Below are 23537 nucleotides of genomic sequence, written 5' to 3'. Positions count from 1 at the left end.
TTGGTGGGGTTCCGCGTTCAAATCATTCCCACAGCTTCCGCCGGATAGAGGATAGCGCCCGCACCGAGCGCGATGAGCTGGCGCTTCTTGATCTCGCGGTGAAAAATCTCGCTGCTTGTCACGAAGATATCGCGGCCGGCTTCGATATGGGCCAGCATCATCTGCACGTCGCATTTCGCCGCGCGCCAAGGGCTTTCCCTTGAAGGCGCCGTCTCTTCCAATTGATGCGCCTTGCGATAGTCGCGCCATGCATATTGGATGCTCGGATAGAGGATCGAATGAATTTCGTGCTCGATGTCTTCCATTTCTTCAGTCGGAAGCAGACACCATTTCGGAAAGGCTATGTCGAAATAGGCCATGGGTGGCAGGAGATCGACGCGCAGCAGGCCATGCCGTTCCAAGGTTTGGCCAAACTCGGTGAGGTCCTTGATCAAAGGCGCCGCCGGCAAGCGTGATGCCGCGATCGACAGAGCAACCAGCGCGACATCGGCTTTGTCCGCCTCATGCGCCGCCGCCAGCGCGCGGATGGCTTCGGCCTCTTTGGCCGCTCCATCCGGCAAGGCAAGATAATGCGTGTCGAGCGTAAAACTCGTCACTCCGCTGCCGCTTTTGCGTGACGCGCTGGATCGTAATTGAGGATCGGTGCGAGCCAGCGTTCCATCTCCGCGAAATCCATGCCTTTGCGCAAAGCATAATCTTCGACCTGATCGCGTTCGATCTTGGCGACGCCGAAATAGCGCGCATCCGGATGCGAGAGATAAAGCCCCGAGACCGACGAGCCCGGCCACATCGCGAAACTTTCGGTCAGCGTGACGCCGATGCGGCGTTCCGGCTCGAGCAGGCGGAACAAGGTCGCCTTTTCGGTATGGTCGGGCTGTGCCGGATAGCCTGGCGCCGGCCTGATGCCGCGATAGGGCTCGGTGATCAATTCATCGGGCGCGAGCGCCTCGTCCGGCGCATAGGCCCAGAATTCCTTGCGCACGCGCTCGTGCATGCGCTCAGCAAAAGCCTCGGCGATGCGGTCGGCGAGCGCCTTCACCATGATCGACCCATAATCGTCATTCGCCTTGGCGAAACGATCCGCGATCTTCTCTTCACGCGCACCGGCGGTGACGACGAAGCCGCCGAGATAATCCGGCTTCAGGCTTTCGACCGGCGCGATATAATCGGACATGGCAATATTCGGCCGCCCGTCGCGTTTTGATAATTGCTGACGCAAGGTATGGAAGGTCGCGAGCACCTCGCTGCGCGACTCACCCGTATAAAGCTTGATGTCGTCGCCAATTGCATTGGCAGGCCAGAAGCCGATGACGGCTTTCGGATCGAACCAATGTTCCTCGACGATCCGCGCCAGCATCGCTTGCGCATCGTCGAACAATTGCTGCGCGGCAGCGCCCTTTTCAGGATCGCTTAGGATATCGGGATAGCGTCCGCGCATTTCCCAGGTCTGGAAGAAGGGTGTCCAATCGATATAGGGAACGAGCTCGGCGACGTCATAAGTACGGAATATCCGCGTGCCCAGAAATGTTGGGTGCGGCGGCTCATAGGCGGCCCAATCGAGCTTCAACGCATTGGCCCGGGCGCGCGGCAAGGGCTGGCGGTTCTTTTCCGCCTCGTTGCGCATATGCGCCTCGGCGACATTTTCATATTCGGTCTTGATAGCCTCGATATAAGGGCCCCGCGCGGCCGGCGAGAACAGGTTCTGCACGACGCCGACGGCACGGCTCGCATCGGTCACATAGACCGTCTGGCCCTTGGTGTAATTCGGATTGATCTTGACGGCCGTATGGACGCGGCTCGTCGTCGCGCCTCCGATGAGCAGCGGCATGCTGAAGCCTTCGCGCTCCATCTCGGAGGCGACGAAACACATTTCATCGAGCGAGGGCGTGATGAGGCCGGAGAGCCCAATGGCATCGACTTTTTCCGTACGCGCCACATCGAGAATCTTCGCGCAAGGCACCATCACGCCAAGATCAATGATCTCGTAATTGTTGCAGGCCAGCACGACGCCGACGATATTCTTGCCGATGTCATGCACGTCGCCCTTGACGGTCGCCATCAGGATCTTGCCGGCATTTTTGCGCTCGGCACCGCCATTCTTGCGTTTTTCCTCTTCCATATAAGGCATCAGATAGGCAACGGCCTGTTTCATCACGCGGGCGGACTTCACCACTTGCGGCAGAAACATTTTGCCGGAGCCGAAAAGATCGCCGACGACATTCATGCCGGCCATCAGCGGGCCTTCGATCACATCGAGCGGACGCGTGGATTTGGCCCGTGCCTCTTCCGTGTCGGCGTCGATGAATTCGGTGATGCCATTGACGAGCGCATGTTCAAGCCGCTTCTCGACCGGCTCACTGCGCCAGACGAGATCCTTCTCAGCCCTCTCCGTCCCTTGGCCTTTGAAGCGCTCGGCGAGCGCCAGCAGGCGTTCCGTGCCGTCGGGGCGGCGGTTGAGGACAACATCCTCGCAGGCGTCGCGTAGCTCTGGATCTATATCTTCATAGACCGAAAGCTGGCCGGCATTGACGATGCCCATATCCATGCCGGCTGAGATGGCGTGGTAGAGAAAGACCGAATGCATGGCCTGACGGACCATCTCGTTGCCGCGAAACGAGAAGGAGAGATTGGAGACGCCGCCGGAGATGTGGACCAGGGGGAATCTTTTTCGGACTTCCCGCGTGGCTTCGATGAAATCGACGCCATAATTATTATGCTCTTCGATGCCGGTCGCGACTGCGAAAATATTCGGATCGAAGATAATGTCTTCAGGCGGAAAGCCGACTGTCTCGGTCAGAATTTTATAGGCGCGTGAGCAAATCTCGATTTTCCGCGCGCACGTATCGGCTTGGCCTTGCTCGTCGAAGGCCATCACGACGACGGCGGCGCCATAGCGGCGCACGAGCTTCGCGACTTCGACGAATTTCTCTTCGCCTTCCTTCATCGAGATCGAATTGACGATGGGCTTGCCCTGGATGCATTTAAGGCCGGATTCGATCACTTGGAATTTGGACGAATCGACCATCACCGGCACGCGCGCAATGTCCGGTTCGGCGGCGACGAGATTGAGGAAGTCGACCATGGCCTTTTCGGAATCGAGCAGGCCTTCGTCCATGTTGATGTCGATGACTTGCGCGCCGGCCACGACCTGATCGCGCGCGACATCAAGCGCCGCCGAAAAATCGCCTTCCTTGATGAGCTTGCGGAATTTGGCCGAGCCCGTGACATTCGTGCGCTCGCCGACATTGACGAAGCGGATTTCCTTCGTCAGCGCAAAAGGCTCAAGGCCCGAGAGACGCAGGAGCGGCACGATCTCCGGGATCTTGCGCGGCGCAATGCCTACGACACGCTTGGCGATCGCATGAATATGCGGCGGCGTCGTGCCGCAACAGCCGCCGACAATATTGACGAGGCCACTCTCCGCGAATTCGCCGATGAGCGAGGCCATGTACTCAGGGCTTTCATCATAGAGGCCGAATTCATTCGGCAGGCCGGCGTTCGGATAGGCGCAGACATAGGTATCGGCGATGCGCGAAATTTCGGCGAGATGCGCCCGCATCTCTCTTGCGCCGAGCGCGCAATTCAAGCCGATGGTGAAGGGCTTGGCGTGGCGCAGCGAGTTCCAGAAGGCCGTCGGCGTCTGGCCCGACAAGGTCCGGCCGGACAAATCGGTGATCGTGCCGGAGATCATGACGGGCAGTTTCTTGCCCATATCATCGAAAACCTGATCGATGCCGACCAACGCCGCTTTGGCGTTCAGCGTGTCGAAGATGGTTTCGACGATCAGAATATCGACGCCGCCTTCGATCAGCGCGCGTGCCGCTTCGGCATAGGCATCGCGCAATTCGTCGAAACTGACGGCGCGAAAGCCCGGATTATTGACGTCGGGCGAGATCGACGCGGTGCGGTTCGTCGGGCCAAGTGCACCTGCCACGAAATGACGGCGGCCGTGTCTTTCTTCCGACTCATGCGCGGCCTCGCAGGCGAGCCGTGCCGCCTCGAAATTCAATTCGGGCACAAGCCTTTCCATGCCGTAATCGGCCTGCGCGATCCGCGTCGACGAAAACGTGTTCGTCGCGATAATGTCGGCGCCCGCGTCGCAATAGGCGAGATGGATGGCGCGGATCGCATGCGGCTGGGTCAGCACCAGAAGATCGTTATTGCCGCGCAGATCGCGCGGCCAATCGGCGAAACGCTCAGCGCGGAAATCGGCCTCGGTGAATTTGTGCTGCTGGATCATCGTGCCCATGGCGCCGTCGAGCACCAGGATTTTTTCGCGCGCTGCCGCGCGCAGGGCAGCGAATGTATCGGATTCTTTCATGTCAGGCGGCTTTCTGTTCGGATTTTGGCCTGAGCCCCAAGAGATGGCAGATGGCATAGACGAGATCGGCGCGGTTCATCGTGTAGAAATGAAAATCGCGGATGCCGTGATCGACGAGATCGAGCACTTGCTCGGCGGTGACGGTCGCGGCGATGAGGCGGCGCGTCGTCACATCCTCTTCAAGGCCTTCGAAGCGATCGGCCAGCCATTGTGGAATCGAGGCTCCGGCCTTCTTCGCGAAACCGGCGGTGAGATTGAAATTCTGCACCGGCACGATGCCGGGCACGATCGGAATATGGATGCCATGCGCGCGGACCTTGTCGAGATAGCGCAAATAGACATCGTTTTCGAAAAAGAACTGGGTGATGGCGCGCGTCGCGCCCGCATCGATCTTGGCCTTCAACACATCTATATCGGCGTCGACCGATTTGCTTTCGGGATGGCGCTCCGGATAGGCGGAGACCGAAATCTCGAAATCGCCGATGCGGCGGATGCCCGCGACAAGCTCGGTCGAGGTCTTATAGCCTTGCGGATGCGGAACCCATCCGTTTCCGTCCTGGCAGTCGCCCCGCAATGCGACGATATGGCGGACGCCTATGTCCCAATAATCGCGCACAACTCTATCGACTTCGTCGCGGCTGGCTGCGACGCAGGTCAGGTGCGCGGCGGGCTTGATCGACGTTTCTTTAAGAATCCGCGCGACGGTCGCATGCGTGCGCTCGCGCGTCGAACCGCCTGCGCCATAAGTCACGGAGACGAAGCTTGGGCCAAGCGGTGCCAGGCGCTTGATCGACTCCCATAGCGTCTTCTCCATCTCATCTGTCTTCGGGGGGAAGAATTCGAAGGAGACGCAAATATCGGGGCAATGCGTGCGGCTCGCGCGCGGCGGCACGGCTGGCAGAGGTTCAAGCATGGTCAGGCAACCTCCTGCGCCATCAAGGGCGGCGCATCCGAGATGAAGCGGCGGTCATGGCCGAGCCACAAGGACACGGTGAGCTTATGGCCTTCGTGCGTATCCGGCACGAGATCGCGTTCGACGAGCACATCGAGGCCGGCGTCGCTCATCATGCCGGTGATCTCCTCATGCGCGAAGCCAAGGCGGCGATGCGCATGGGCCTCGCGCAAAGTCTCTTCATTGTGAGGCGCGAAATCGACGATGACGAGCCGGCCTCCTGGCCGTAAGGCTCGCGTGGCCTCGCGGATCGCGCGCGACGGATCGTCGAGATAATGCAAGACTTGATGCAGGATCACGAGATCGTAGGAATTGCGTTCGACCGGCAGGGCATAGAGATCGCCCTGGCGCAATTGCGTATTGCGCAGCCCGCTGCGCTCGATTCTGGCTCGCGCGAGTGAAAGCATTTGCGGCGATTGATCTATGCCGACCGCGCGGGTTGCGAGCGGCGCGAGCAGTTCCAGCATGCGGCCGGTGCCGGTCCCGAGATCGAGCAGCGAATCGACGGGCGCTGCGCCAATGGTTTCGCGAATGGCGGCCTCGACATGCTCCTCGGCGACATGCATGGCGCGAAGCCGATCCCAATTGCCCGCCTGCGCCGCGAAATAACGCGCCGCCTGTTCGGCCCGCGCATGACGCACCTCCTGCAGGCGCGCGCGGTCAGCCGTCAAAACCGGATCGTCGCCTTTGAAACGGGCGAGGATGTCGCGAACGAGCGAGGCACCCGCACCGCCATGCGGAACGTGAAAAAAGGCCCAGGCACCTTCGCGATGACGCTCGACGAGCCCCGCTTCGACCAGAAGCTTCAAATGGCGGGAGACACGCGGCTGCGACTGACCCAGAATGGTGACGAGTTCGGACACCGTCAGTTCGACTTCGGAGAGAAGCGCGACAAGCCGCAGGCGCGTCGCCTCGCCCGCGGCGGCGAGCGCGGCGAGCACAATGTCGAAAGGGGCGCCTTCACTTTGGGGCATCGAGTTTGTCCGCATCTCCACTAGTGGCTAAACATATAAAGATATCTTTATATGTAAAGTCTATTCGGGAAAAAATTACGGAAAGCGCTTTTTATATTCACGCTCAAGTTGGGCGGCCCGCCGGGTACCGGGGTATGGCGTGCCGGAAGACGGAATTTGACTTGTCATAGGGCCACGCTAGACAGGTTGCCCCGTCCCCGGCCTCGAGAGGTTCGATATGAAAATTGCTCATGTGTTGACCTGCACCCTCCTTCTTTCCTTTGCCGCGACGCCTTTCGCTTTGGCCGAGACTGCGACGACAGCCGCGACGACGACCACCGACGATGCGAAGAAGGCGAAATCCAAGGAATGTTCAACTGAGGCGGACGCTAAGGGCCTGCACGGCAAAGAGCGCAAGAAGTTCCGCGAGCAGTGCAAGCACGCAAAGTAAGTAAGCCCTGAGTGAGCGCTCGCTGACAGATCGAGATCGATGCAAAGACGAATTTTCATCGATCTCTCCGATCTCATCGTATATGCGGCGAATTTCGATAATATCTCCGGCATTCAACGCATCGAGATCGAGCTCATCAAACTCATTCTCGATCAATATGAATCGATCGGGATCATCAATGCCTTCGAGCCCAATTCGGCGCGATTGAAAGCGATCATCGAGCAGTCCCTCGGCGACGAGAGACTGCTTCTTTCAAGATTGAACGACGCTTTTTCCTATTGCAACGCTGGGCCGAAACATCAGGGCCGCAAATCGCCCCGCATGTTTTTCAAAATGCTCGCGCGGGATATATCGCGGCTCTTCGGCTCAAGACTGCCGAACCTCGAGAGCGGCGACATCGTCCTCGTGCCCGGCGGTTTCAGCTTCGACCGTTTCCTTGTGGGCTTTTACGAGCGGCTTGCCGCGAAAGGCGTGCGCCTCGTTTTTTTCGTTCAGGACGTCTTGCCCATCACGCGCGCCGAGTTCTTGTCCGGCAAGGGCGATGTCTTTGCCTTGAACTTTCCTATTCCGGCGAAAATCATCACGACCACGCATTACACGGTGGAGGATTTCGGCCGCGCCTATCAGATCGTGATGAAGGCGCCATGCCGCGCGGCGCTGGAGGTCATCGGCCTCGTCCATCAATTCCCCGGCGTGCCGCGCAATGCGAAGCCGGATGAGCCGTCGCAACGCCTGACCGACATGTTGCAGGGCCGGCCTTTCGTGCTTTGCGTGGGCACGGTCGAAATCCGCAAGAACCATCTCAGGCTTTTGGAAGCTTGGCGGGCTTTGAAATCGGAATTCGGCGCGGCGCTGCCCGTGCTCGTCGTCGCCGGACGGCGCGGGTGGAAGGCCGAAGCGGCTCTCGCTTTTCTCGACCATGCGGCTGAAAACAACGATCCCGTTTGCCTGGTCGAGAAGCCTTCGGATGACGAGCTCAAATGGCTCTATGCGTCCTGCACATTTTCGGTTCTGCCGAGCCTCTTTGAAGGCTGGGGCCTTCCGGTCGGCGAAAGCCTTTGGTTCGGCAAAGTGTGTGCGGCCTCGCGCGCGACGTCGGTTCCGGAAGTCGGCCGCGATCTCTGTGTCTATTTCGATCCCGATTCCGTCGAAGAGATGAAAGCGGCGATCCGGCAATTGCTCGATTCCGCCGTCCGCAAGACTTACGAGGATAAGATCCGCGCTGCGACCTTGCGGACCTGGGCCGATGTCGCAAGCGATCTGATCGCGGTGCTTTTGAAAATGGCGGAGACGCCAGTCTAGGCTGAATCAATAAGCCGTCATTGCGAGGAGTGGAGCGACGAAGCAATCCATGCGGCCGCAGGACGATTGCCCCTGGATTGCTTCGCTTCGCTCGCAATGACGGACTCCGATGACTGCCCCTGATCTTAGTCCTTGGTCTTCGCCTCATGCGCCAAGGCCTGCTTCACGAAATCGCCGCCTCTTGCCTTATAAAAATCGATGCCTGAGGCCGTAAAGCGATAGCGGCCTTGCTCTTCCCGTAGAAAGCCTTGCCGTTTAAGCTCGTCGCAGAGCGCTTTCACGGCGGGCCAGAGCGGCAGGACCGATCCGGATAGTGCGACTTCGTCGAACAGCAAGCGCCATTGCTTGGGCATTAGAGGCGGCCTCGATCTTCATGGCAATCACAGCAAAGACAATAGGCAAGAAAGCGCTAGGTGCCAAAGCGCAAGGTGCCAAAGGGCAAGCCGCGCAGGGGCAAGTTGCGGCGGCTCTTGTCGAAGAGCCTGCGACTCTGCCCGATCTCGTGCGGAACAATCTCGACGTGATCTTCGTCGGGATCAATCCCTCGACCTATTCGGTCGTGCAAGGCCATTATTTCGCGCGCAAGACCAATCGCTTCTGGCCGGCCTTTTCGCAATCGGTGTTGAGCCTTAGCGTGCGAACGGCGCGCGGTATCGACAGGCTTGAACCACACCACGATACGCTCTTGCAGGATCATGGCTTTGGCTTCACCGATGCGGTGAAACGGGCTAGCCCGAGAGCGACCGATATTTCGCCCAAAGAATTTGCCGATGGCGTCGCGGATCTCTTGGAAAAATTCAAAGAGCTGCAGCCCAGGATCGCCTGCTTTCACGGCATCATGGCTTATCGAGCAGTGCATCGCCTATTGACGGGATCGAAAGACGATCCGCTGCTGGGCGTGCAGCCGGACCTTTTGAATATTGGCCGCACCAGGCTTTTTCTGGCGCCCAATCCAAGCCCCGCCAATGCGCATTTCACGCCGGCCGATCAGGTCGCGTGGTATGATCGGCTCGCGGAGATTTTGGCAAGAGATTGATGCTCCCTCGTCCTTCGAGACGCCGCACCGATTTCGGACGAGCCCGAAATCGGTGCGGCTCCTCAGGATGAGGGATTGAAGACGATGCCCTCAGCCCTCATCCTGAGGAGCCGAGCGAAGTGCTGCGTCTCGAAGGACGAGGGCGGTCTTGGCCGCTGCGGAAAAGATCGGCTTAGCGCGAAAATTTCTTATATTTCATCCGGTGTGGAGTGAGGCTTTCAACACCGAGGCGGCGTTTCTTGTCTTCCTCGTAATCGGCGAAATTGCCTTCGAACCATTCGACATGGCTGTCGCCTTCATAGGCCAGAATATGCGTGGCGATGCGATCCAGAAAGAACCGGTCATGCGAGATGATCACGGCGCAACCGGCATAATCGGTCAGCGCGTCTTCGAGCGCGCGCAGCGTTTCGACGTCGAGATCGTTGGTCGGTTCGTCGAGCAGGAGGAGGTTCGCACCCGACTTCAGCATTTTGGCAAGATGCACGCGATTGCGTTCACCGCCCGATAATTGCCCGACCTTCTTTTGCTGATCCGAGCCCTTGAAGTTGAAGGCGCTCGTATAGGCGCGCGAATTGATCTCGCGCTTGCCGAGATAGATGATCTCATTGCCGCCGGAAATCTCTTCCCAGACGTTCTTCTTGCCGTCGAGCGCATCGCGCGATTGATCGACATAACCAAGCTTGACGCTTTCGCCGACCGCGATCGTGCCTTTGTCGGGCTTCTCCTGCCCGGTGATCATGCGAAACAACGTCGTCTTGCCGGCGCCGTTGGGGCCGATCACGCCGACAATGCCGCCTGGCGGCAGTTTGAACGACAGGTCGTCGATCAAAAGCTTATCGGCGAAGCCTTTCGACAGATTGGTGAAATCGACGACATTATTGCCGAGCCGCTCGGCCACCGGAATGACGATCTGCGTCGCAGATGGAATGCGGTCCGTCTGTTTCTCGACGAGGTCCTGGTAGCGCTGGATACGCGCCTTGGACTTGGCCTGTCGCGCCTTGGGCGAGGCGCCCATCCACTCGGCTTCCTGCTCGATCTGGCGTTGGCGCGACGCGTCCTCGCTCTTCTCGAGCGCGAGGCGCTTGGCCTTCTGCTTCAGGTAGCTCGTGTAATTGCCTTCGTGCGGGATGCCGCGGCCGCGATCCAATTCGAGAATCCAGCCCGTCACATTGTCGAGAAAATAGCGGTCATGGGTGACGATCAGGATGGCGCCCGGATAAGCGCGCAGATGTCCCTCAAGCCAATTCACCGTCTCCGCGTCGAGATGGTTGGTCGGTTCGTCGAGCAGCAGCAGTTCCGGCTGTTCGAGCAGAAGCTTGCAGAGCGCGACGCGGCGGCGCTCGCCGCCCGAAAGCTTATCCACCGCCCAATCGTCGGGCGGACAGCCGAGCGCGTCCATCGCCTGATCGACCTGCGAATCGAGATCCCATAGGCCCTGCGCTTCGATCTCGTCCTGAAGCTTGGTCATCTCGTCGGCGGTCTCGTCCGAATAATTCATGGCGAGATCATTGTAGCGGTCGAGGATCGCCTTCTTGGCGGCGACACCCAGCATGACATTGCCGCGCACGTCGAGAGTTGGGTCGAGCGGCGGCTCCTGCGGCAGATAGCCGACCTTGGCGCCCTCGGCAACAAAGCCTTCGCCGGTGAATTCCTTGTCGATTCCGGCCATGATGCGCAAAAGCGTCGATTTACCGGCACCGTTGACGCCGAGAACGCCGATCTTGGCATCCGGATAGAAGGACAGGTTGACGTTATCAAGGACTTTCTTGCCGCCCGGATAGGTCTTCGTCAGGCCTTGCATATGATAGATGAACTGCCGCGCCATCGGGGCCTATATCTCTCTCTGTCTGTTTAGGAAATTTGCGCTGTTCTAGAACATGTCCCGGAAAAGTTGAACGGTTTTTCCGGTAAAGGGCGCGTTCCGGGCGATTTTATCGCGCCGGACAACGGCCGCCGCACCTGCTGGTCTTTGCAAAGTCACAATGCTTTGCACAAGTGGAAATGAGGTTTCAGCCGCTTTCCGGCAAGAGGGCTTGCGACTCGCCGCCGATCGGAAAAGACTTTAAGCCCCGCCATTCAGAAAACTTCTCAAAAGGAGACGGCGTTTGAGCGATCCCCAATTGCGTGATTTTGGCACCGTCTCTCCTGGTTTTGGGCGGACCGAGCCGATTGCGCCCGCTCTTCCGGTAAGGCTGCCGGTCAGCGTTCCGGAACCGGTTCAAATATCAGCCCATACGCCCGCCAATGGGAATATTTTCGCAGCCGACGGTCTCAATGGGCCGGATGCCCTCGGCGTCGAGACGCTTTTATCTCTGCTCGCCGAGCTGAGCCTCCATAAGAATGTGGAATTGCCGCTTTGCATAGGCATTTTGGGCGGCGCCGGGTCCGGCAAAAGCTTCACCCTAGCGCGGCTTGGGGCCGCGGTTGAGGCTTTGGCGGCGCGGGCGGCGGCTCAAAATGAGACGCCTTATCTTGGCCGCGTGCAGGTCGTGCAGGCCGATGCCGCGCATTTCGACGGCGAGCCGATGGTGGCGATCGCCGGCGCGCTTTGCGCCGGTCTTGGCCGCGCCGCGCCGGACCTCGTCGCGGAAGCCTTGCGTGCCGCGCGCGATCCGCATGCCGCCGTGACGGAGGCGGCCGAACGGCTCGATCAGGCGCAGCGGCGTCTGCATCTGGAGCGGGACAATCTGACCGAGGTCGAAACCCGCCGCGCCCGCTTGTTCGAGGCCTTGCTTTACGAGACGCCCGGTTCGCAGATCGACGCCTATGTCCGAACCTACCGGCCGCGCATTGCGAGCAGGCTCCAGGCTTTTGGCTTTTCCGGCGATCCGATCCTCAATTACAAGGACCTCGTTTCGAGCCTTACAACCGCGCAAGGTCCGGGCGGCCGGATCGCCATGGCGCTTCGCTCGGTTTGGGCTTTCAAGGGCCAGACGCGGCTTCTCGTCATTGCTTTGATCTTGGCCTTGGTCGGCGTCGGATTTGAATGGGCCGTCGCACATCAGGCCGCTTGGCTTTCGCCGATGCGCGCCAATACGACAGGCGCGCCGGTCGCAGCCTGGTTCGAAGCGAACATGGGCACGATCGCAGGCGTCGGGAAGCTCGCCTTTGCCGGCGCGGGCCTGGCGGTTTTGACCAATCTCTGGCGCGCCTTTCGTTTCCTTCAGCCGATCCTGCGGGGCATCACGCTTCTGAAGACGGAACTGAACAATCGGCGGCATGAGTTGGACAGTTCTCTTGCGCATCAAACCCGCCGCGTCGACGGTCTCAACGCCGAAGTCGAACGGGCGGCGCGTTTGCATGCCGAGGCCGATCAGCATGCGGGCAAGGCCGCCGTGCAGGCCGATGCATCGCCTTTCCATGGCAGCAGTGAAAAATCCCAGGCATCGCAATTTGTCGGGACGCTCGCGTCCCTGATCGCGCAAAAGCCGTCAAGCGCACAGGCTTCCCGCAATGCACCGCGGCGCATTTTCTTCGCGCTCGACAATCTTGACGCCGTGCCGCCGATGCGGGCCTGCGAGATCCTCGATGCGGCGCACCGGCTTTTGGCCAATCCGGCCTTCGTCACGGCAATCACCATAGATCCGCAGCGGCTGGCTGATGCGGGAATCGGGACGCAGGCGCATCTCGAAAAATGGGTTCAGGTGCCGCTGCGCATCGATGCGACGGCTAAGGATCATGAAGCCTTCATCCTGCATCTCATCGGCAAAAGCAGCCGCGACGAATTGACGGTCAAATCGAACCTGCCGGCATTTTCCGGGGACGTGCGGAAGTCCATGCTCGATCAGCCTTTGTCCGAAGAAGAAGGCCGGCTTTTGGGAGCGCTCGCCCCGCTGGCAGGCCGCTCGGCACGCGCCTTGAAGCGCTTCGTCAATCTCTATCGTTTGACGCGACCGCTCTTGGCCGACCATTGGGCCTCGCTCGCTTTCATGCTGGCGCTGGAAGGCGGTGGTACGCAGGCAGAGGCCGAGGCCGTGACCTATGCGCTGGCCGTCGCAAAGCCCGGCGCCGATCTCGATCTGTCGCAAGGCCATCCGCGGCTCAATGATTTGCTCGGCGCGGTGCGGAATCTGGAGAAGGGGCCGACGGCGGAAGCCTTGAGGCAGGCAGCGCCGATCGCGGCGACCTTCTCTTTCCGGGCCTGAAAAAGAATAGAAAGGGGGCGTGAGGTCAGGAAAACCTCACGCCCCATTTTCTTGCGTTTCACTCGAGCCGGAACTTCACCCGAAAAGTCTGCAGCTTTTCGGATTCACGCTCTATTGGAAGATCTTTACCGCGCTATCGAGCGCCTTCCAGACGCCCCAGGCGATCGGGATGGACACAGCCAGCCAAGCAATCGCCGAGGGTCCGGTCAAGCCACCGAAGCCTATGCCGAAGGAACCTGTCGTTATCGGCTTCGCCGGGGCGGGCAGGCCTGCTGCAGCTTCCGCTTCAGCCTCTTCCATGAGCCATTTCTTTGAAACCGGCTTCACCAATGCATTGCAGATCAAGCCGGCGATCAGGAAGCTCGCCAAAATATACATCGTGCGATCATAGACGAGCGCACGTTGGACGCCCGCTGAGATCTGCGCGTCGCGGATATAGCCGACGACGAGTGGCCCCACGACGCCCGCCGTCGACCATGCCGTCAGCAAGCGCCCGTGGATAGCGCCGACGAACTTCGTTCCGAACACGTCGGCAAGATAGGCAGGCACTGTCGCGAAGCCGCCGCCATACATCGAGAGGATGATGCAGAAGGCGCCGACGAAGAGGGCACGAGATCCCCAATGCGCGAAAGTGGGAGCCGAGGCATAAAGGATGATGCCGAGACCGAAGAAGCAGAAATAGGTCATCTTGCGCCCGATCTTGTCGGAGAGCGATGCCCAGAAGAACCGCCCGCCGATGTTGAACAGGGACAGGAGGCCGACGAAGCCCGCCGCGATCGTGGCGATGGCCGTTTTCTGCCCCGCGTCGAGGGCGGAGAAGCCGATGTCCGGCGCGCCTATGAGCTTGCCGCCGAATATCTCCTGGAGCATGGGCGAGGCCATGCTGATAACGCCGATCCCAGCCGAGACGTTGAGGCAAAGAACCGCCCAGATCAGCCAGAACTGCGGCGTCCTATGCGCATGCACCAGATGCACGTTGCCCTCGGTGACGAGTTGTTTGCGTCCGGTGACCGAGGTGAGGCCTTCCGGCACCCAGCCGTCCGGCGGCACGCGATAACCGAAGGCACCGATGAGCATGCAGACGATATAGAGCGCGCCTATGATGAAAAGCGTCTGCCAGACACCGACTCCGGTGCTGGATTTGAAATGGATCATAAGAAGATTTGCGAGAGGGGAGCCGATCAAGGCACCGCCGCCAAATCCCATGATCGCCATGCCCGTCGCCATGCCGCGCCGGTCCGGAAACCATTTGATGAGCGTCGAGACGGGCGAAATATAGCCGAGGCCGAGACCGACGCCGCCGAGCACGCCCATGCCGAGCCAGATGATCCAGAGCTGGTGCAGATAGACACCGAGGGCCCCGACGATAAACCCGCCACCCCAGCAGAAGGCTGCGACAACGCCCGCTTTCCGCGGTCCGGCGCGTTCCAGCCAGCCTCCGAAGACGGCAGCCGACAGGCCGAGGAAAACGATGCCGATGGTGAATGTGACCAAGAGATCGGTCACGCGCCAGTCGCATGTCGTCGTGAACAGGGCATTGAAAGTCGTCATGTCGGGACAGGCGACGGCTTTGTCTATGCCGAGCGCACGCGACAAAGGCAGCCAAAAGACGCTCAGCCCGTAAGACATGCCGATACAGAGATGGATGGCGAGTGCGGCTGGTGGCACGAGCCAGCGGTTGAACCCGGGTTTTGCGATGATCCGCTCGCGGGTTAGAAACCCGGGCTCGGATCCCCCCGGCGCATAATGTCCTTCTGCGATGCTCATGGTGTTCCTTCCCCTTTATTGTTGCCGGCCCTGGGCGAACCCCGATGCCGTGATCTCGCGATGTATTCATCGTCGATGATCGGAGGGTGGCGACGCTCCTGCCGCCACCGGCCTGATATCCTTCACCGGGATACCGTCCTAGCCATAACAGCGCGAAAACCGCGTTCCGGCAATATCATAACGCGCATGACGCAAGAATTTCAGCTTCTGGGCGGGAATCCCGGCTGGCCGCCGCGGACGGCCGGCTTTTTGCGAGGCGAAATGCGTCACATTGAATGTCCATGGCGGCTCCTTTAGAAAGCCGCTCAAGCCATGGCCGAAGGGCGCCCCGCTTGGCGGCGCTGTCGCACAGGATCGCACGCATGAAATTCTATATGACGCCCGGCTCCTGCACGACCGGCATTCACATCATCCTCGAAGAGCTCGAAGAGGTTTTCGAGGTCTATGTGGTGAACCTGCCGAACGGCGACCATTTTAAGCCCGAATATATCGCGATCAATCCGAAATCGACGATCCCGACGCTGGTGCGCAATGACGGAACGCCTTTGACCGAGGTCCAGGCGATCGCCTATTGGCTCGCCCGCACGCATCCGCGCCGTAAGCTTTTGCCAGAAGACGTGAATGACGAGACGCGCGTCATCGAGACCCTGGCCTATGTCGTCGGCACAGTTCACGGTCAGGGCTTTGCACGGATCTTTGCGACATCGACCTTCGCGCGGACGCAAGCCGATCACGAATCGATCCAGCAGCTCGGACGCGACATCGTCGTCAAGGCATTCGCGATCTTAAACGACGTGCTGGCCGGACGCGATTATGTCGGCGGTACGTTCTCGATCGCCGATCCTATTCTCTTTTATGTCGAATTCTGGGCGGACAAGTTGAAGATCGCGTTGCCGCCGAATTTGCTCGCGCATTACCGGCGTATGCTGGCGCGCCCGGCCGTGCAGCGCGTGATGGCCGAGGAAGGCTATAATGTCAAAACGCTCGGCGTTACGGACGCGGCGTGATTTTGCTGGCTGTCAGCTTGATTTTTTCATTTTTGTTTCATCGCATCATCTTATCCGAAAAGTCGTGCCAACTTTTCGGGGTGATGCTCACGTCCCGCACCTTGAAAGCACGGCATCTTTCACGCGCGCGGTCGCCTCATCGGCATAGTGGCCCGTCTTCTCGCGATAGGCGAGATCGGCTTGCGTGAGCGTGTCGGCCGAGGCCTGCCCGTAGCATTCGCAATAATTGCTTGCGCGCACCGGCAATTGGGTGCCGGTTCCGAGGCTTCTGCCAACGTCTTCCTTACAGGCCTTGGCCAGTCCCTCGGGCATGACATTGCGCCGGTAGGCGTCGAATTCCATGATCGTCATCGTGGCGAAACTTCCGGCCGGCTTCGCGGCATGTGTGGCGTCCTGCCAATCGAACCCTGAGCCGGCGAGATAAATTCCGCCGAAGACGGCGAAGACGATCGCTGCGAGCCAGCCGAGAATCGGAATAAAAATAAGGAGGATTGCGGCAGGCAGAGCAAGCCACCAATGCCATTCGAAGAGCCGCATCAGCGCGGCGACATTCAAGACAATGACTAAAAGGATGATGACAAGCGCGAAGATGCCGGCTGCGGATCGCGTCAGGCTCGCGACAATCGCAGCCAGGGCCGAAAAATAGCCTTTGATCGCTGTCATGAAATGGCGCTCTGACGGGCTGCTGGAATACAAGTTCTAATCCTCAAAAGCCGGATCGGTCTCGAAAGACTGCTCCGCAGCATGAGGGCTTCAATATGACAAATCCGAGATTTCACCCCACCGCGACAAAAGCGAATCGACTTCGCACATGACTCTATTTTACCGCAGGACCTTGCCCGAAACGCCCGCAACTTTTGCGATCTCGTTCCGGACGCTCACTTTCTAAATATATTCACACATGTTGCGGCAGTGCAAAGGCGCTCAGCGGATGAGCGCATAATCGATAAACCCGATTTTGTCGCCGGGAGCGACTTTCGTGACATTTTCCGGCAATTCGACGAGGCCATCGGTCCGGGTGAGCGATGTCAGCACGCCCGCCCCCTCGACGGGATATTTCTCCGCGATCATGTCGCCTTCGGCATTTTGTGTGAGCGAGACGCGGACATATTCGCGCCTGCCTTCCTTTTTCTTGTAGGCGAAGCCGGATGTGACGGAAATCGGCTTCGCCGGCTCCGGCGGCGCGCCGTTCAAGGCCGCGATCAAGGGCCGCACCACATAGATGAAGGTGATGAAGACGGCGACCGGATTGCCGGGCAGCCCGACGAAAGGCGTGCCGTCGATCACGCCCATGGCGACGGGGCGTCCCGGCTTGATGGCGAGCTTCCAGAAGACCAGCGAGCCTGCCGTGGAGATGGCGCCTTTCACATGATCTTCTTCACCCATCGAAACACCGCCGGAAGTGATGACGAGATCGTGATTCTTGGCGGCCTGTGTCAGCGCCTCTTTGATGCGGGCGGGATCGTCTTCAAGAATGCCGAGATCCGTCACCTCCAGCCCCAGGCGTTTCAAAAGGCTCTGCAACACGAAGCGGTTGGCGTCATAGACGGCGGCCGGGCGCAGCGCTTGACCAGGCGACATGATTTCATCGCCGGTCGAAAAGACGGCGGCCTTCAGCTTGCGGCGCACGGTCAGCCGGTCGAGCCCCAGCGCGGCGGCAAGGCCGATGTCTTCCGGCCGCAAACGCCGGCCTTGTGGTAAAGCCGCTTCGCCTATTTTCACATCTTCGCCGCGCAAGCGCAGATTGGCGCCGCGCGAAAGGCCGGAAGGCAGGCTCACACCCGCGTCCGTTTCCTTGCAGTCCTCCTGCATGAAGATCGTGTCGAGCCCGGCAGGCATTGGCGCGCCGGTGAAGATGCGCACGGCGCGGCCTTGAAGCGCTTCCGCATCGAGACAATGGCCGGCGGCGACGCGGCCTTCGACCGGCAGGATGGTCTCGCCTTCCGGCTTGAGATCGTCAAAGCGCACCGCATAGCCGTCAACAGCTGAATTATCGAAGGTGGGCAGATCGATCGGCGCGGTGAGCGCTTCCGCCAGAAACCGGCCTTCGGCTTCGACCAGGGAAACCGGCTCCGTCTCGGCGATCGCCGGAATGCGCCCGAAAAGAAGCCGTACGGCGTCTTCGACCGGCATGGGTCCATTTCCGGTTGAAAATATATCCTTGCTGAGTTGGGCCATTCATGCGGTTCCGGCAGATAGTTTTTCGGGATCATGCGCGCTAAGCCGCGCGAGCGTTTCGTCGAGCGGCAAAGCCAGGGTCCACATCAGATCTGCGATTGCTGCCGTATCGTCGAGATGCGCCGATGGCAAGGGCAGCTTTGCGTCTTGCGCATCGGTCGCGAGCGCGAGGATGTTCGGATCTTCGGGATAAAGAAAGGATTTGCCATTTGCTGCGCGATGGACTTCGATCTTTGGATGCGGATCGCGCTTGAATCCCTCGATCAGGATGAGATCGACGGGGGAGAAATGACGCAAGAGCTCTTCCAGGCTTGGCTCTGGCGCGCCGCGCAATTCATGCATCAAGGCCCAGCGGTTTGATGACGCGACCAAGACCTCGGTCGCGCCCGCCTCGCGATGGACATAGGAATCCTTGCCGGGTCTATCGATGTCGAAGGCATGATGCGCATGTTTCAGCGTGGAAACCGTCAGACCCCGCGCGTTCAGCACGGGAATGAGCTTTGCGATCAGCACCGTCTTTCCGGCGCCGCTCCATCCTGCCAATCCGATGACGCGGGTCATGTCCGGTCTCCCGGGCGCGCGGGCGTGAAGCCGATCGCGGCAAGGGCGGCTTGGACGTCGTCACGATGAAGCGCCTCGATAAAGGCTCTTACCGCGGGCCGTTCGATGCGGCTCAGGGCAATCGCAAAATCATAATGCTCTTCGGCCAGCGGAATGAAGCTAAGATGATAGGCATCGGCGACGGGCTTGATCGCAATGCCCCAATCGGCGCGCGCCTGCGCCACGGCGGCTGCCACCGCATTATGCGATTTCGGCTGGTTCCAATAGCCGTCGGGGCGCGCCGCGCCGAGCAGGCGGTCGATCAGAATGCGAGTGCCCGCGCCTTGATTGCGATTGACCATATGGCACGCCGGATCTGCGAGAGCGGCGGCTATGGCGTCAGCAATGCTCCTGCCCTCGAAACGCTGATCCCCACGCCGGAAGACGAGACCTTGCATACGGCGCCAGCCTTCGACGAGCATGAGATCGTCGTTGAGATAAGGCTTGTTATAGATCCCAGTCTGCGGGTCCATGAGATGCATGGGCGCGAGATCGCATTCGCCGCGCTTCACCGCCGCGAGACCGCCCATGCTGCCGATGGCAACCGTGCGCACGCGAAACCCCTGATCGGCCAGCCGGTCGATGATGGGCTCCAACCCGATGCAATGGCTGCCCATGATGGTGAGATCGGGCACGCGCACATGCGCATCGAAGAGCGTGACTTGCATGCGCGTGCCTTCCGGCACATGCTCCGACAAAGCGTCCACTGTCAAAAATCCATCGGCCTGCGAGAAGGCGGACACGGAGCCGGAGCCTTTCGACAAGGGAAAAGCGTTCAAGCCTTCATTGCCCTCGGTCAACGCGACCATCATGAATTCCGCTCGGCCGAGATCGGAGATGATGCGCACCGGCGTGACTGCCTCAAGCGTTGAATCCATACGCGCGGCGAGCCCGCTCATGGCGCGCAGCACGGGCACCACGAAATCGTGAAAGGTGAACATGGCCGAGGTCGGAAAGCCTGGCAGAATGACCACGGGCTTTCCATCGGCGACGGCGAGGCACAAAGGTTTGCCCGGCTTCAAAGCGACGCCATGCGCGATGATGCCGGGTTGGCCGAGCTTTGCCACGATGCGATAGGTGAGATCGCCGGCGCTTTTCGACGTGCCGCCCGACAGGATCACCATGTCGCTTTCGGCAAGCGCCTTTTGCAAGGCCGCCTCGAGCGCATTGGGGTCGTCGCGAATGGCACCGATGAAGATGGGCTTGCCGCCATTCTCGGCGACGGCAGCCGCGACGATCGGGCCGTTCGAATCGTAAATCGCGGCGGGTTTCAGAGCTTCGCCTGGCTGAACCAATTCGTCGCCGGTCGAGAGCACGGCCACGCGGGGTTTGCGATAGACGGGCACTTGCGCTAGGCCGCAGGCGGCGAGCATGCCGATCTCGCGCGAGCCGATGAGATCGCCATGGCGCAGCAGCGTTTCGCCGAGAGCGATGTCGCTGCCGGCAAAGCCGATGTTCTGGCCCGGCGCGACCGCGCGGCGCACGATGATCTTGCCGCCATCGGGATCGGTGTGTTCGACCATGACGATCGCATCGGCGCCGCGCGGGATCGGACCGCCGGTTGCGATTGGTGTTGCCGTAGCCCGCGCGACTTCAAGCAAAGGCGGGGTACCGCAGGCGATCGTCTCGGCATTGAGCGCGAGCGCGATGGGCGCGGCATCGCTCGCGGCTTTGATATCGTCGGCGCGAACCGCAAACCCATCGACGCTGGAGCGATCGAAAGGCGGCACATCGATAGGGGCGCGCAATGTCTCGGCGAGAATGCACCCCAGACTGTCTGCGAGTGAAACCTGTTCGATGCCGAGCGGCTTCATCGCGAGATGGCTTTGAAAGCGGCGTGCAGCCTCCTCGCGCGAGAGGACAGAAAGAAACTGTTCCTGCACAGGCGTCGCGGGGCTTTGGCTTTTGCGGTCGCTCATCGCTTTAGATCTCTTCACCACACAGCAAAGCGCCGGCCGGATAGCCTTCGCTTTCGGGCGGTACGATGTGCCAAGCCTCGGCGCGCACTAGCGCGTGCCATGGCAGATCGCCGGAAGCCAAAGGCTCCCAGTGGGTTTTACCGTCGATCGATGCGCGGCGCAGCAAAACAATGTCGCTGACGCCTGGGTTCGAGGTGATCTTGCGCGCAAGCGGCAAGGTTTCGCCGCGTGCTTTAGGCGTCGTGGCTGCCATCTCGCAAAGACAGGGTTTTGCCAGCGCAAGCCAGACGGCAAAAGCGGCTTCCAGCCGTCCCGGCGCCATGATGACCGGAATGGAGCCCGAGGATTTGGAGACGAAGCCAAATCCCGCTGTCTCGCCCGGATGCATCGCTATGCCATGGACCAGGACGGACCCGACTTGGGCCAATGCCGAAGCGGTGCAATCGCTCTCGCCGAAGCCCGTCCCGCCTATGGCGATGATGAGATCGGTATCAATCGCAGCCAGCGTTTGCGCGAGGATTTTGAGATCGCTCATGTCGATGGCAAGGATCTCGACCGAGGCACCCAATGTCTTCGCCATGGTGCGAAAAGCCGGGCCGATGAAGTCGCCTTGCGGTAGATCGTTGCGTATAATTATCGCGGCATGTGGAATGCGGACATGAATCGTTGCGATGCCCGTTGCGCGGAACAAGGCAAGATGAAGCGGTTTGATTGTCTCGCCCTCTGCGATCATCACAATGCGCGTGCCAAGGTCGCCGCCTGAAAAGCGGACGCCGTCGCCGGGTGTTGCTTGCGCCAATATCTCGATAGGCTGGCTTGTTTCGCGCACGGCATGGGCCGGCAAAATCGCATCGGTCGATTGAGGAAGCTGATTGCCGCATGACACCCATTGCGGCGGTGTCAGCGCAAAGGCGGGCGCGTAGGCAGAAGCGCCGACGGTATCAAGTGCCGCCACGGCGAAACCGTCGCGCAGCGCGATCGCCTCGGCCGGCACAGGGCCTGGCGAGATCACGGTCTCGGCAGTGACATAGCCCATCGCCTCATCGACGGGCATGGGCGTGCTCTTTGTCAGCCGGCAATAGGAGAGCAGCACTTGACGCGCATCGCCAAGCGCGCTCAGCTGGTCGAAGCTGCGCCGGGCCACACTTGGCCCGGCCATGCTCGGCTTGGCATCTCGAAATTCGCTCAAGGGCTGCTATCTTTCTGGATATAGCTCGCACGATCCGCTAAATTTGTAATCCATCATATATAGCAATGCAGGAATATCTTTGGCAGACACGTCTATTTGCCTTGATCTGATCGGCTTGAAATGCCCTTTGCCCGTCTTGCGGACCCGCAAGGCTTTGCGCAAGCTTGCCGACGGAGATCGCTTGGATGTCGCCTGCACCGATCCTCTCGCCGTGATCGACATTCCGCATATGCTGCGTGAGACCGGCGATCGTTTGGAAGGCGTGGAAGAGAAAGATGATGTGGTGACTTTCCGCATCCGGCGCGTCAAGAAGGCCTGAGAGATGAGCACGGAGCCCGCGAAATTGCTGGCCGCATTGATCTTCGAAAACGGCGATGACGCCAATCGCATCGTGGCCGATTTCGCGGCGGCGCTCGCAGCCTCTGGCACGCGTCTTGGCGGTTTCGTTCAGATCAGCGAAGACCTCGAGAATTGCGGCTGCAAGGACACTTATGTGCTCGATCTTGAAAATGGCGCGCGCACCAAGATCCTGCAGGATTTGGGGTCGGGCTCGCAAGGCTGCCGGGTCGATCCTTCGGCGCTTGTCGCCATCGGGCAACTTGTCTCTCAGGCTTTGACGCGGTCGCCGGAGCTTTTGATCATCAACCGGTTCGGGCGGCTCGAATCCGAAGGTATGGGGCTTCGCGACGAGATTGCCTCGGCTGCCTTGTCGGGCATTCCGACGGTGGTTTGTGTCTCGACGCGTTATGTCGAGGCCTGGCGGGAATTCGTTGCGGATATGAGCCAGGAAATTTCATGCACGCCGGAAGCGCTGTTGGCTTGGTGGCAGGCGGTTACGAAAGCGATGTGCTCCGAAAGGGCTTTGGTGTCTTAAAACCCTCGTGCTTCGAGACGGCGGCTTCGCCACCTCCTCAGCATGAGGGTTTTGGAAAGAGCCGGGCCCCAGTGCCCTCACCCTGAGGAGCTTGCGTAGCAAGCGTCTCGAAGGGCGAGGGCGACAGCTAAAGCCGCTCCGCCAAAATCTTTTCCGCCTGAGCGATGTCTTCCGGCTCATTGGCGTTGAAGAACGGATCATAGGGCTCTACTGGCCAATCGGCGTGAGCCACTTTATGCCGGTCGATGAAGAAACCCATCTTGTGAATATGCTCGTCGACGAGCGCTTTGCGCAGATCCTGGCGGATCGCGACGGGCCAGAGCGCGACGACGGGATGCGTCGAACCGCCTGAGGTCGCGATGGCGATATCTGCTTTCGCCTCGCTGCGGGCCTCTAGCAGCCGCACAACGAGATCGGCCGGCAGAAACGGCGTATCGGTCGGGACACTGACCGCGCATGTGCATTCGGGATGATGCTCTGCGATCCAATCGAGTCCCGCCAGAATGCCGGCGAGCGGACCTGCGAAATCCGGCACATCGTCGGGCACGATGGGAAAGCCGAGATCAGCCAGCCTTGCCACATCGCCATTGGCGTTGAGTACGAGCCCTGCGCATTGCGGCGCGACCGCCCTGATGATCCGCGACAGGATCGTTTCACCGCCGAGCACCTTGAGGCCCTTGTCGCCGCCGCCCATGCGGCGGGCTAGGCCGCCAGCGAGCAGAATGCCGAAGACCGGTTCACTCATCTTCGGTGGCCTTTAGCGGTTGATATCTGATTAAAGAAGCCTCTCTTGAGCCCTCACCCTGAGGAGTGTGCGAAGCACACGTCTCGAAGGGCGAGGGC

At 60.2% G+C, this 23537-nt stretch carries 20 protein-coding genes; 7 read left to right on the top strand and 13 right to left on the bottom strand.

The features are described 5' to 3' along the window. Positions 1-17 precede the first annotated feature (17 nt). The 4 genes from A3OQ_RS0119830 to A3OQ_RS0119815 are packed head-to-tail and all read right to left on the bottom strand — an operon-like array spanning position 18 to position 6247. On the bottom strand, positions 18-596 hold the full coding sequence (locus tag A3OQ_RS0119830) for a hypothetical protein (protein WP_020177191.1): 579 nt from the start codon (positions 594-596) through the stop codon (positions 18-20). Then, positions 593-4321: a methionine synthase gene (gene metH, locus A3OQ_RS0119825; RefSeq protein WP_020177190.1), complete on the bottom strand. Its 3729-nt coding sequence runs from the start codon at positions 4319-4321 to the stop codon at positions 593-595. Before metH ends, A3OQ_RS0119830 begins: the two co-directional genes overlap by 4 nt. A 1-nt stretch (position 4322) precedes the next feature. Continuing rightward, positions 4323-5234, bottom strand: a complete 912-nt coding sequence (gene metF, locus A3OQ_RS0119820) for a methylenetetrahydrofolate reductase [NAD(P)H] (protein WP_020177189.1) — start codon at positions 5232-5234, stop codon at positions 4323-4325. A gap of 2 nt (positions 5235-5236) precedes the next feature. Next, entirely contained in the window at positions 5237-6247 is a 1011-nt protein-coding gene (locus tag A3OQ_RS0119815; protein ID WP_020177188.1) for an ArsR/SmtB family transcription factor, read from the bottom strand. Between the two features lie 217 nt (positions 6248-6464). On the opposite strand from A3OQ_RS0119815, the gene A3OQ_RS0119810 reads away from it, so the two are divergent. Next, positions 6465-6677, top strand: a complete 213-nt coding sequence (locus A3OQ_RS0119810; RefSeq protein WP_020177187.1) for a PsiF family protein — start codon at positions 6465-6467, stop codon at positions 6675-6677. Positions 6678-6716: 39 nt separating this feature from the next. Further along, positions 6717-7979 (top strand): glycosyltransferase family 4 protein, encoded by a 1263-nt coding sequence (locus A3OQ_RS23810; RefSeq protein WP_020177186.1) that lies wholly within the window; start codon positions 6717-6719, stop codon positions 7977-7979. A gap of 125 nt (positions 7980-8104) precedes the next feature. Here A3OQ_RS23810 and A3OQ_RS0119800 read toward each other — a convergent pair whose 3' ends face one another. Then, positions 8105-8332 carry a hypothetical protein gene (locus A3OQ_RS0119800; RefSeq protein WP_020177185.1) on the bottom strand — a complete coding sequence of 76 codons (228 nt, stop codon included), beginning with the start codon at positions 8330-8332 and terminating at the stop codon, positions 8105-8107. 20 nt (positions 8333-8352) lie between these two features. On the opposite strand from A3OQ_RS0119800, the gene A3OQ_RS0119795 reads away from it, so the two are divergent. Beyond that, positions 8353-9015 (top strand): mismatch-specific DNA-glycosylase, encoded by a 663-nt coding sequence (locus tag A3OQ_RS0119795; protein ID WP_020177184.1) that lies wholly within the window; start codon positions 8353-8355, stop codon positions 9013-9015. Between the two features lie 172 nt (positions 9016-9187). Here A3OQ_RS0119795 and ettA read toward each other — a convergent pair whose 3' ends face one another. Beyond that, the gene (gene ettA, locus A3OQ_RS0119790; protein ID WP_020177183.1) at positions 9188-10840 is read right to left on the bottom strand and encodes an energy-dependent translational throttle protein EttA; all 1653 of its coding nucleotides are present in this window, start codon (positions 10838-10840) and stop codon (positions 9188-9190) included. 280 nt (positions 10841-11120) lie between these two features. Here ettA and A3OQ_RS0119785 point away from each other — a divergent pair, with 280 nt between their 5' ends. After that, positions 11121-13160, top strand: coding sequence for a P-loop NTPase fold protein (locus A3OQ_RS0119785; protein ID WP_020177182.1), 2040 nt, complete (start codon positions 11121-11123; stop codon positions 13158-13160). 111 nt (positions 13161-13271) lie between these two features. On the opposite strand, the gene A3OQ_RS0119780 is transcribed toward A3OQ_RS0119785, so the two are convergent. Further along, positions 13272-14927 carry an OFA family MFS transporter gene (locus A3OQ_RS0119780; RefSeq protein ID WP_020177181.1) on the bottom strand — a complete coding sequence of 552 codons (1656 nt, stop codon included), beginning with the start codon at positions 14925-14927 and terminating at the stop codon, positions 13272-13274. A gap of 362 nt (positions 14928-15289) precedes the next feature. On the opposite strand from A3OQ_RS0119780, the gene A3OQ_RS0119770 reads away from it, so the two are divergent. Further along, positions 15290-15934 carry a glutathione S-transferase family protein gene (locus A3OQ_RS0119770; RefSeq protein ID WP_040581545.1) on the top strand — a complete coding sequence of 215 codons (645 nt, stop codon included), beginning with the start codon at positions 15290-15292 and terminating at the stop codon, positions 15932-15934. 87 nt (positions 15935-16021) lie between these two features. Here A3OQ_RS0119770 and A3OQ_RS0119765 read toward each other — a convergent pair whose 3' ends face one another. The 5 genes from A3OQ_RS0119765 to A3OQ_RS23115 all read right to left on the bottom strand — a co-directional run bounded on the left by A3OQ_RS0119765 (position 16022) and on the right by A3OQ_RS23115 (position 21820). Then, positions 16022-16597 (bottom strand): hypothetical protein, encoded by a 576-nt coding sequence (locus A3OQ_RS0119765; RefSeq protein ID WP_020177178.1) that lies wholly within the window; start codon positions 16595-16597, stop codon positions 16022-16024. Between the two features lie 261 nt (positions 16598-16858). Then, positions 16859-18112 carry a molybdopterin molybdotransferase MoeA gene (locus A3OQ_RS0119760; RefSeq protein ID WP_020177177.1) on the bottom strand — a complete coding sequence of 418 codons (1254 nt, stop codon included), beginning with the start codon at positions 18110-18112 and terminating at the stop codon, positions 16859-16861. Beyond that, the gene (mobB, locus tag A3OQ_RS0119755; RefSeq protein WP_020177176.1) at positions 18113-18673 is read right to left on the bottom strand and encodes a molybdopterin-guanine dinucleotide biosynthesis protein B; all 561 of its coding nucleotides are present in this window, start codon (positions 18671-18673) and stop codon (positions 18113-18115) included. Then, a complete protein-coding gene (locus A3OQ_RS0119750) occupies positions 18670-20631 on the bottom strand; it encodes a molybdopterin biosynthesis protein (protein WP_020177175.1) in 1962 nt (653 codons plus the stop codon). Before A3OQ_RS0119750 ends, mobB begins: the two co-directional genes overlap by 4 nt. A gap of 4 nt (positions 20632-20635) precedes the next feature. Beyond that, positions 20636-21820 carry a molybdopterin-binding protein gene (locus A3OQ_RS23115; protein WP_020177174.1) on the bottom strand — a complete coding sequence of 395 codons (1185 nt, stop codon included), beginning with the start codon at positions 21818-21820 and terminating at the stop codon, positions 20636-20638. A gap of 79 nt (positions 21821-21899) precedes the next feature. Between A3OQ_RS23115 and A3OQ_RS0119740 the strand changes: the two genes are divergently transcribed. Together A3OQ_RS0119740 and A3OQ_RS0119735 are read left to right on the top strand one after the other, a co-directional pair. Beyond that, on the top strand, positions 21900-22139 hold the full coding sequence (locus A3OQ_RS0119740) for a sulfurtransferase TusA family protein (RefSeq protein ID WP_020177173.1): 240 nt from the start codon (positions 21900-21902) through the stop codon (positions 22137-22139). 3 nt (positions 22140-22142) lie between these two features. Beyond that, on the top strand, positions 22143-22694 hold the full coding sequence (locus A3OQ_RS0119735) for a DUF2478 domain-containing protein (RefSeq protein ID WP_020177172.1): 552 nt from the start codon (positions 22143-22145) through the stop codon (positions 22692-22694). A gap of 127 nt (positions 22695-22821) precedes the next feature. On the opposite strand, the gene mobA is transcribed toward A3OQ_RS0119735, so the two are convergent. Further along, on the bottom strand, positions 22822-23439 hold the full coding sequence (gene mobA, locus A3OQ_RS0119730) for a molybdenum cofactor guanylyltransferase MobA (RefSeq protein WP_020177171.1): 618 nt from the start codon (positions 23437-23439) through the stop codon (positions 22822-22824). Positions 23440-23537 lie beyond the last annotated feature (98 nt).

Source organism: Methyloferula stellata AR4 (assembly GCF_000385335.1).
Classification (GTDB): domain Bacteria; phylum Pseudomonadota; class Alphaproteobacteria; order Rhizobiales; family Beijerinckiaceae; genus Methyloferula; species Methyloferula stellata.
Note: the sequence above shows the minus strand (reverse complement) of the source record. Positions and strands in the feature narration are given on the sequence as shown.

Coding starts and splice junctions, on each gene's coding strand:
- mobA (WP_020177171.1), bottom strand. CDS start 23,439: ATGAGTGAACCGGTCTTCGGCATTCTGCTCGCTGGCGGCCTAGCCCGC.
- A3OQ_RS23810 (WP_020177186.1), top strand. CDS start 6,717: ATGCAAAGACGAATTTTCATCGATCTCTCCGATCTCATCGTATATGCG.
- A3OQ_RS0119810 (WP_020177187.1), top strand. CDS start 6,465: ATGAAAATTGCTCATGTGTTGACCTGCACCCTCCTTCTTTCCTTTGCC.
- A3OQ_RS0119765 (WP_020177178.1), bottom strand. CDS start 16,597: ATGACAGCGATCAAAGGCTATTTTTCGGCCCTGGCTGCGATTGTCGCG.
- A3OQ_RS0119815 (WP_020177188.1), bottom strand. CDS start 6,247: ATGCCCCAAAGTGAAGGCGCCCCTTTCGACATTGTGCTCGCCGCGCTC.
- A3OQ_RS0119735 (WP_020177172.1), top strand. CDS start 22,143: ATGAGCACGGAGCCCGCGAAATTGCTGGCCGCATTGATCTTCGAAAAC.
- A3OQ_RS0119795 (WP_020177184.1), top strand. CDS start 8,353: ATGGCAATCACAGCAAAGACAATAGGCAAGAAAGCGCTAGGTGCCAAA.
- A3OQ_RS0119800 (WP_020177185.1), bottom strand. CDS start 8,332: ATGCCCAAGCAATGGCGCTTGCTGTTCGACGAAGTCGCACTATCCGGA.
- A3OQ_RS0119770 (WP_040581545.1), top strand. CDS start 15,290: ATGAAATTCTATATGACGCCCGGCTCCTGCACGACCGGCATTCACATC.
- A3OQ_RS0119780 (WP_020177181.1), bottom strand. CDS start 14,927: ATGAGCATCGCAGAAGGACATTATGCGCCGGGGGGATCCGAGCCCGGG.
- metH (WP_020177190.1), bottom strand. CDS start 4,321: ATGAAAGAATCCGATACATTCGCTGCCCTGCGCGCGGCAGCGCGCGAA.
- metF (WP_020177189.1), bottom strand. CDS start 5,234: ATGCTTGAACCTCTGCCAGCCGTGCCGCCGCGCGCGAGCCGCACGCAT.
- A3OQ_RS0119750 (WP_020177175.1), bottom strand. CDS start 20,631: ATGAGCGACCGCAAAAGCCAAAGCCCCGCGACGCCTGTGCAGGAACAG.
- A3OQ_RS0119760 (WP_020177177.1), bottom strand. CDS start 18,112: ATGGCCCAACTCAGCAAGGATATATTTTCAACCGGAAATGGACCCATG.
- mobB (WP_020177176.1), bottom strand. CDS start 18,673: ATGACCCGCGTCATCGGATTGGCAGGATGGAGCGGCGCCGGAAAGACG.
- ettA (WP_020177183.1), bottom strand. CDS start 10,840: ATGGCGCGGCAGTTCATCTATCATATGCAAGGCCTGACGAAGACCTAT.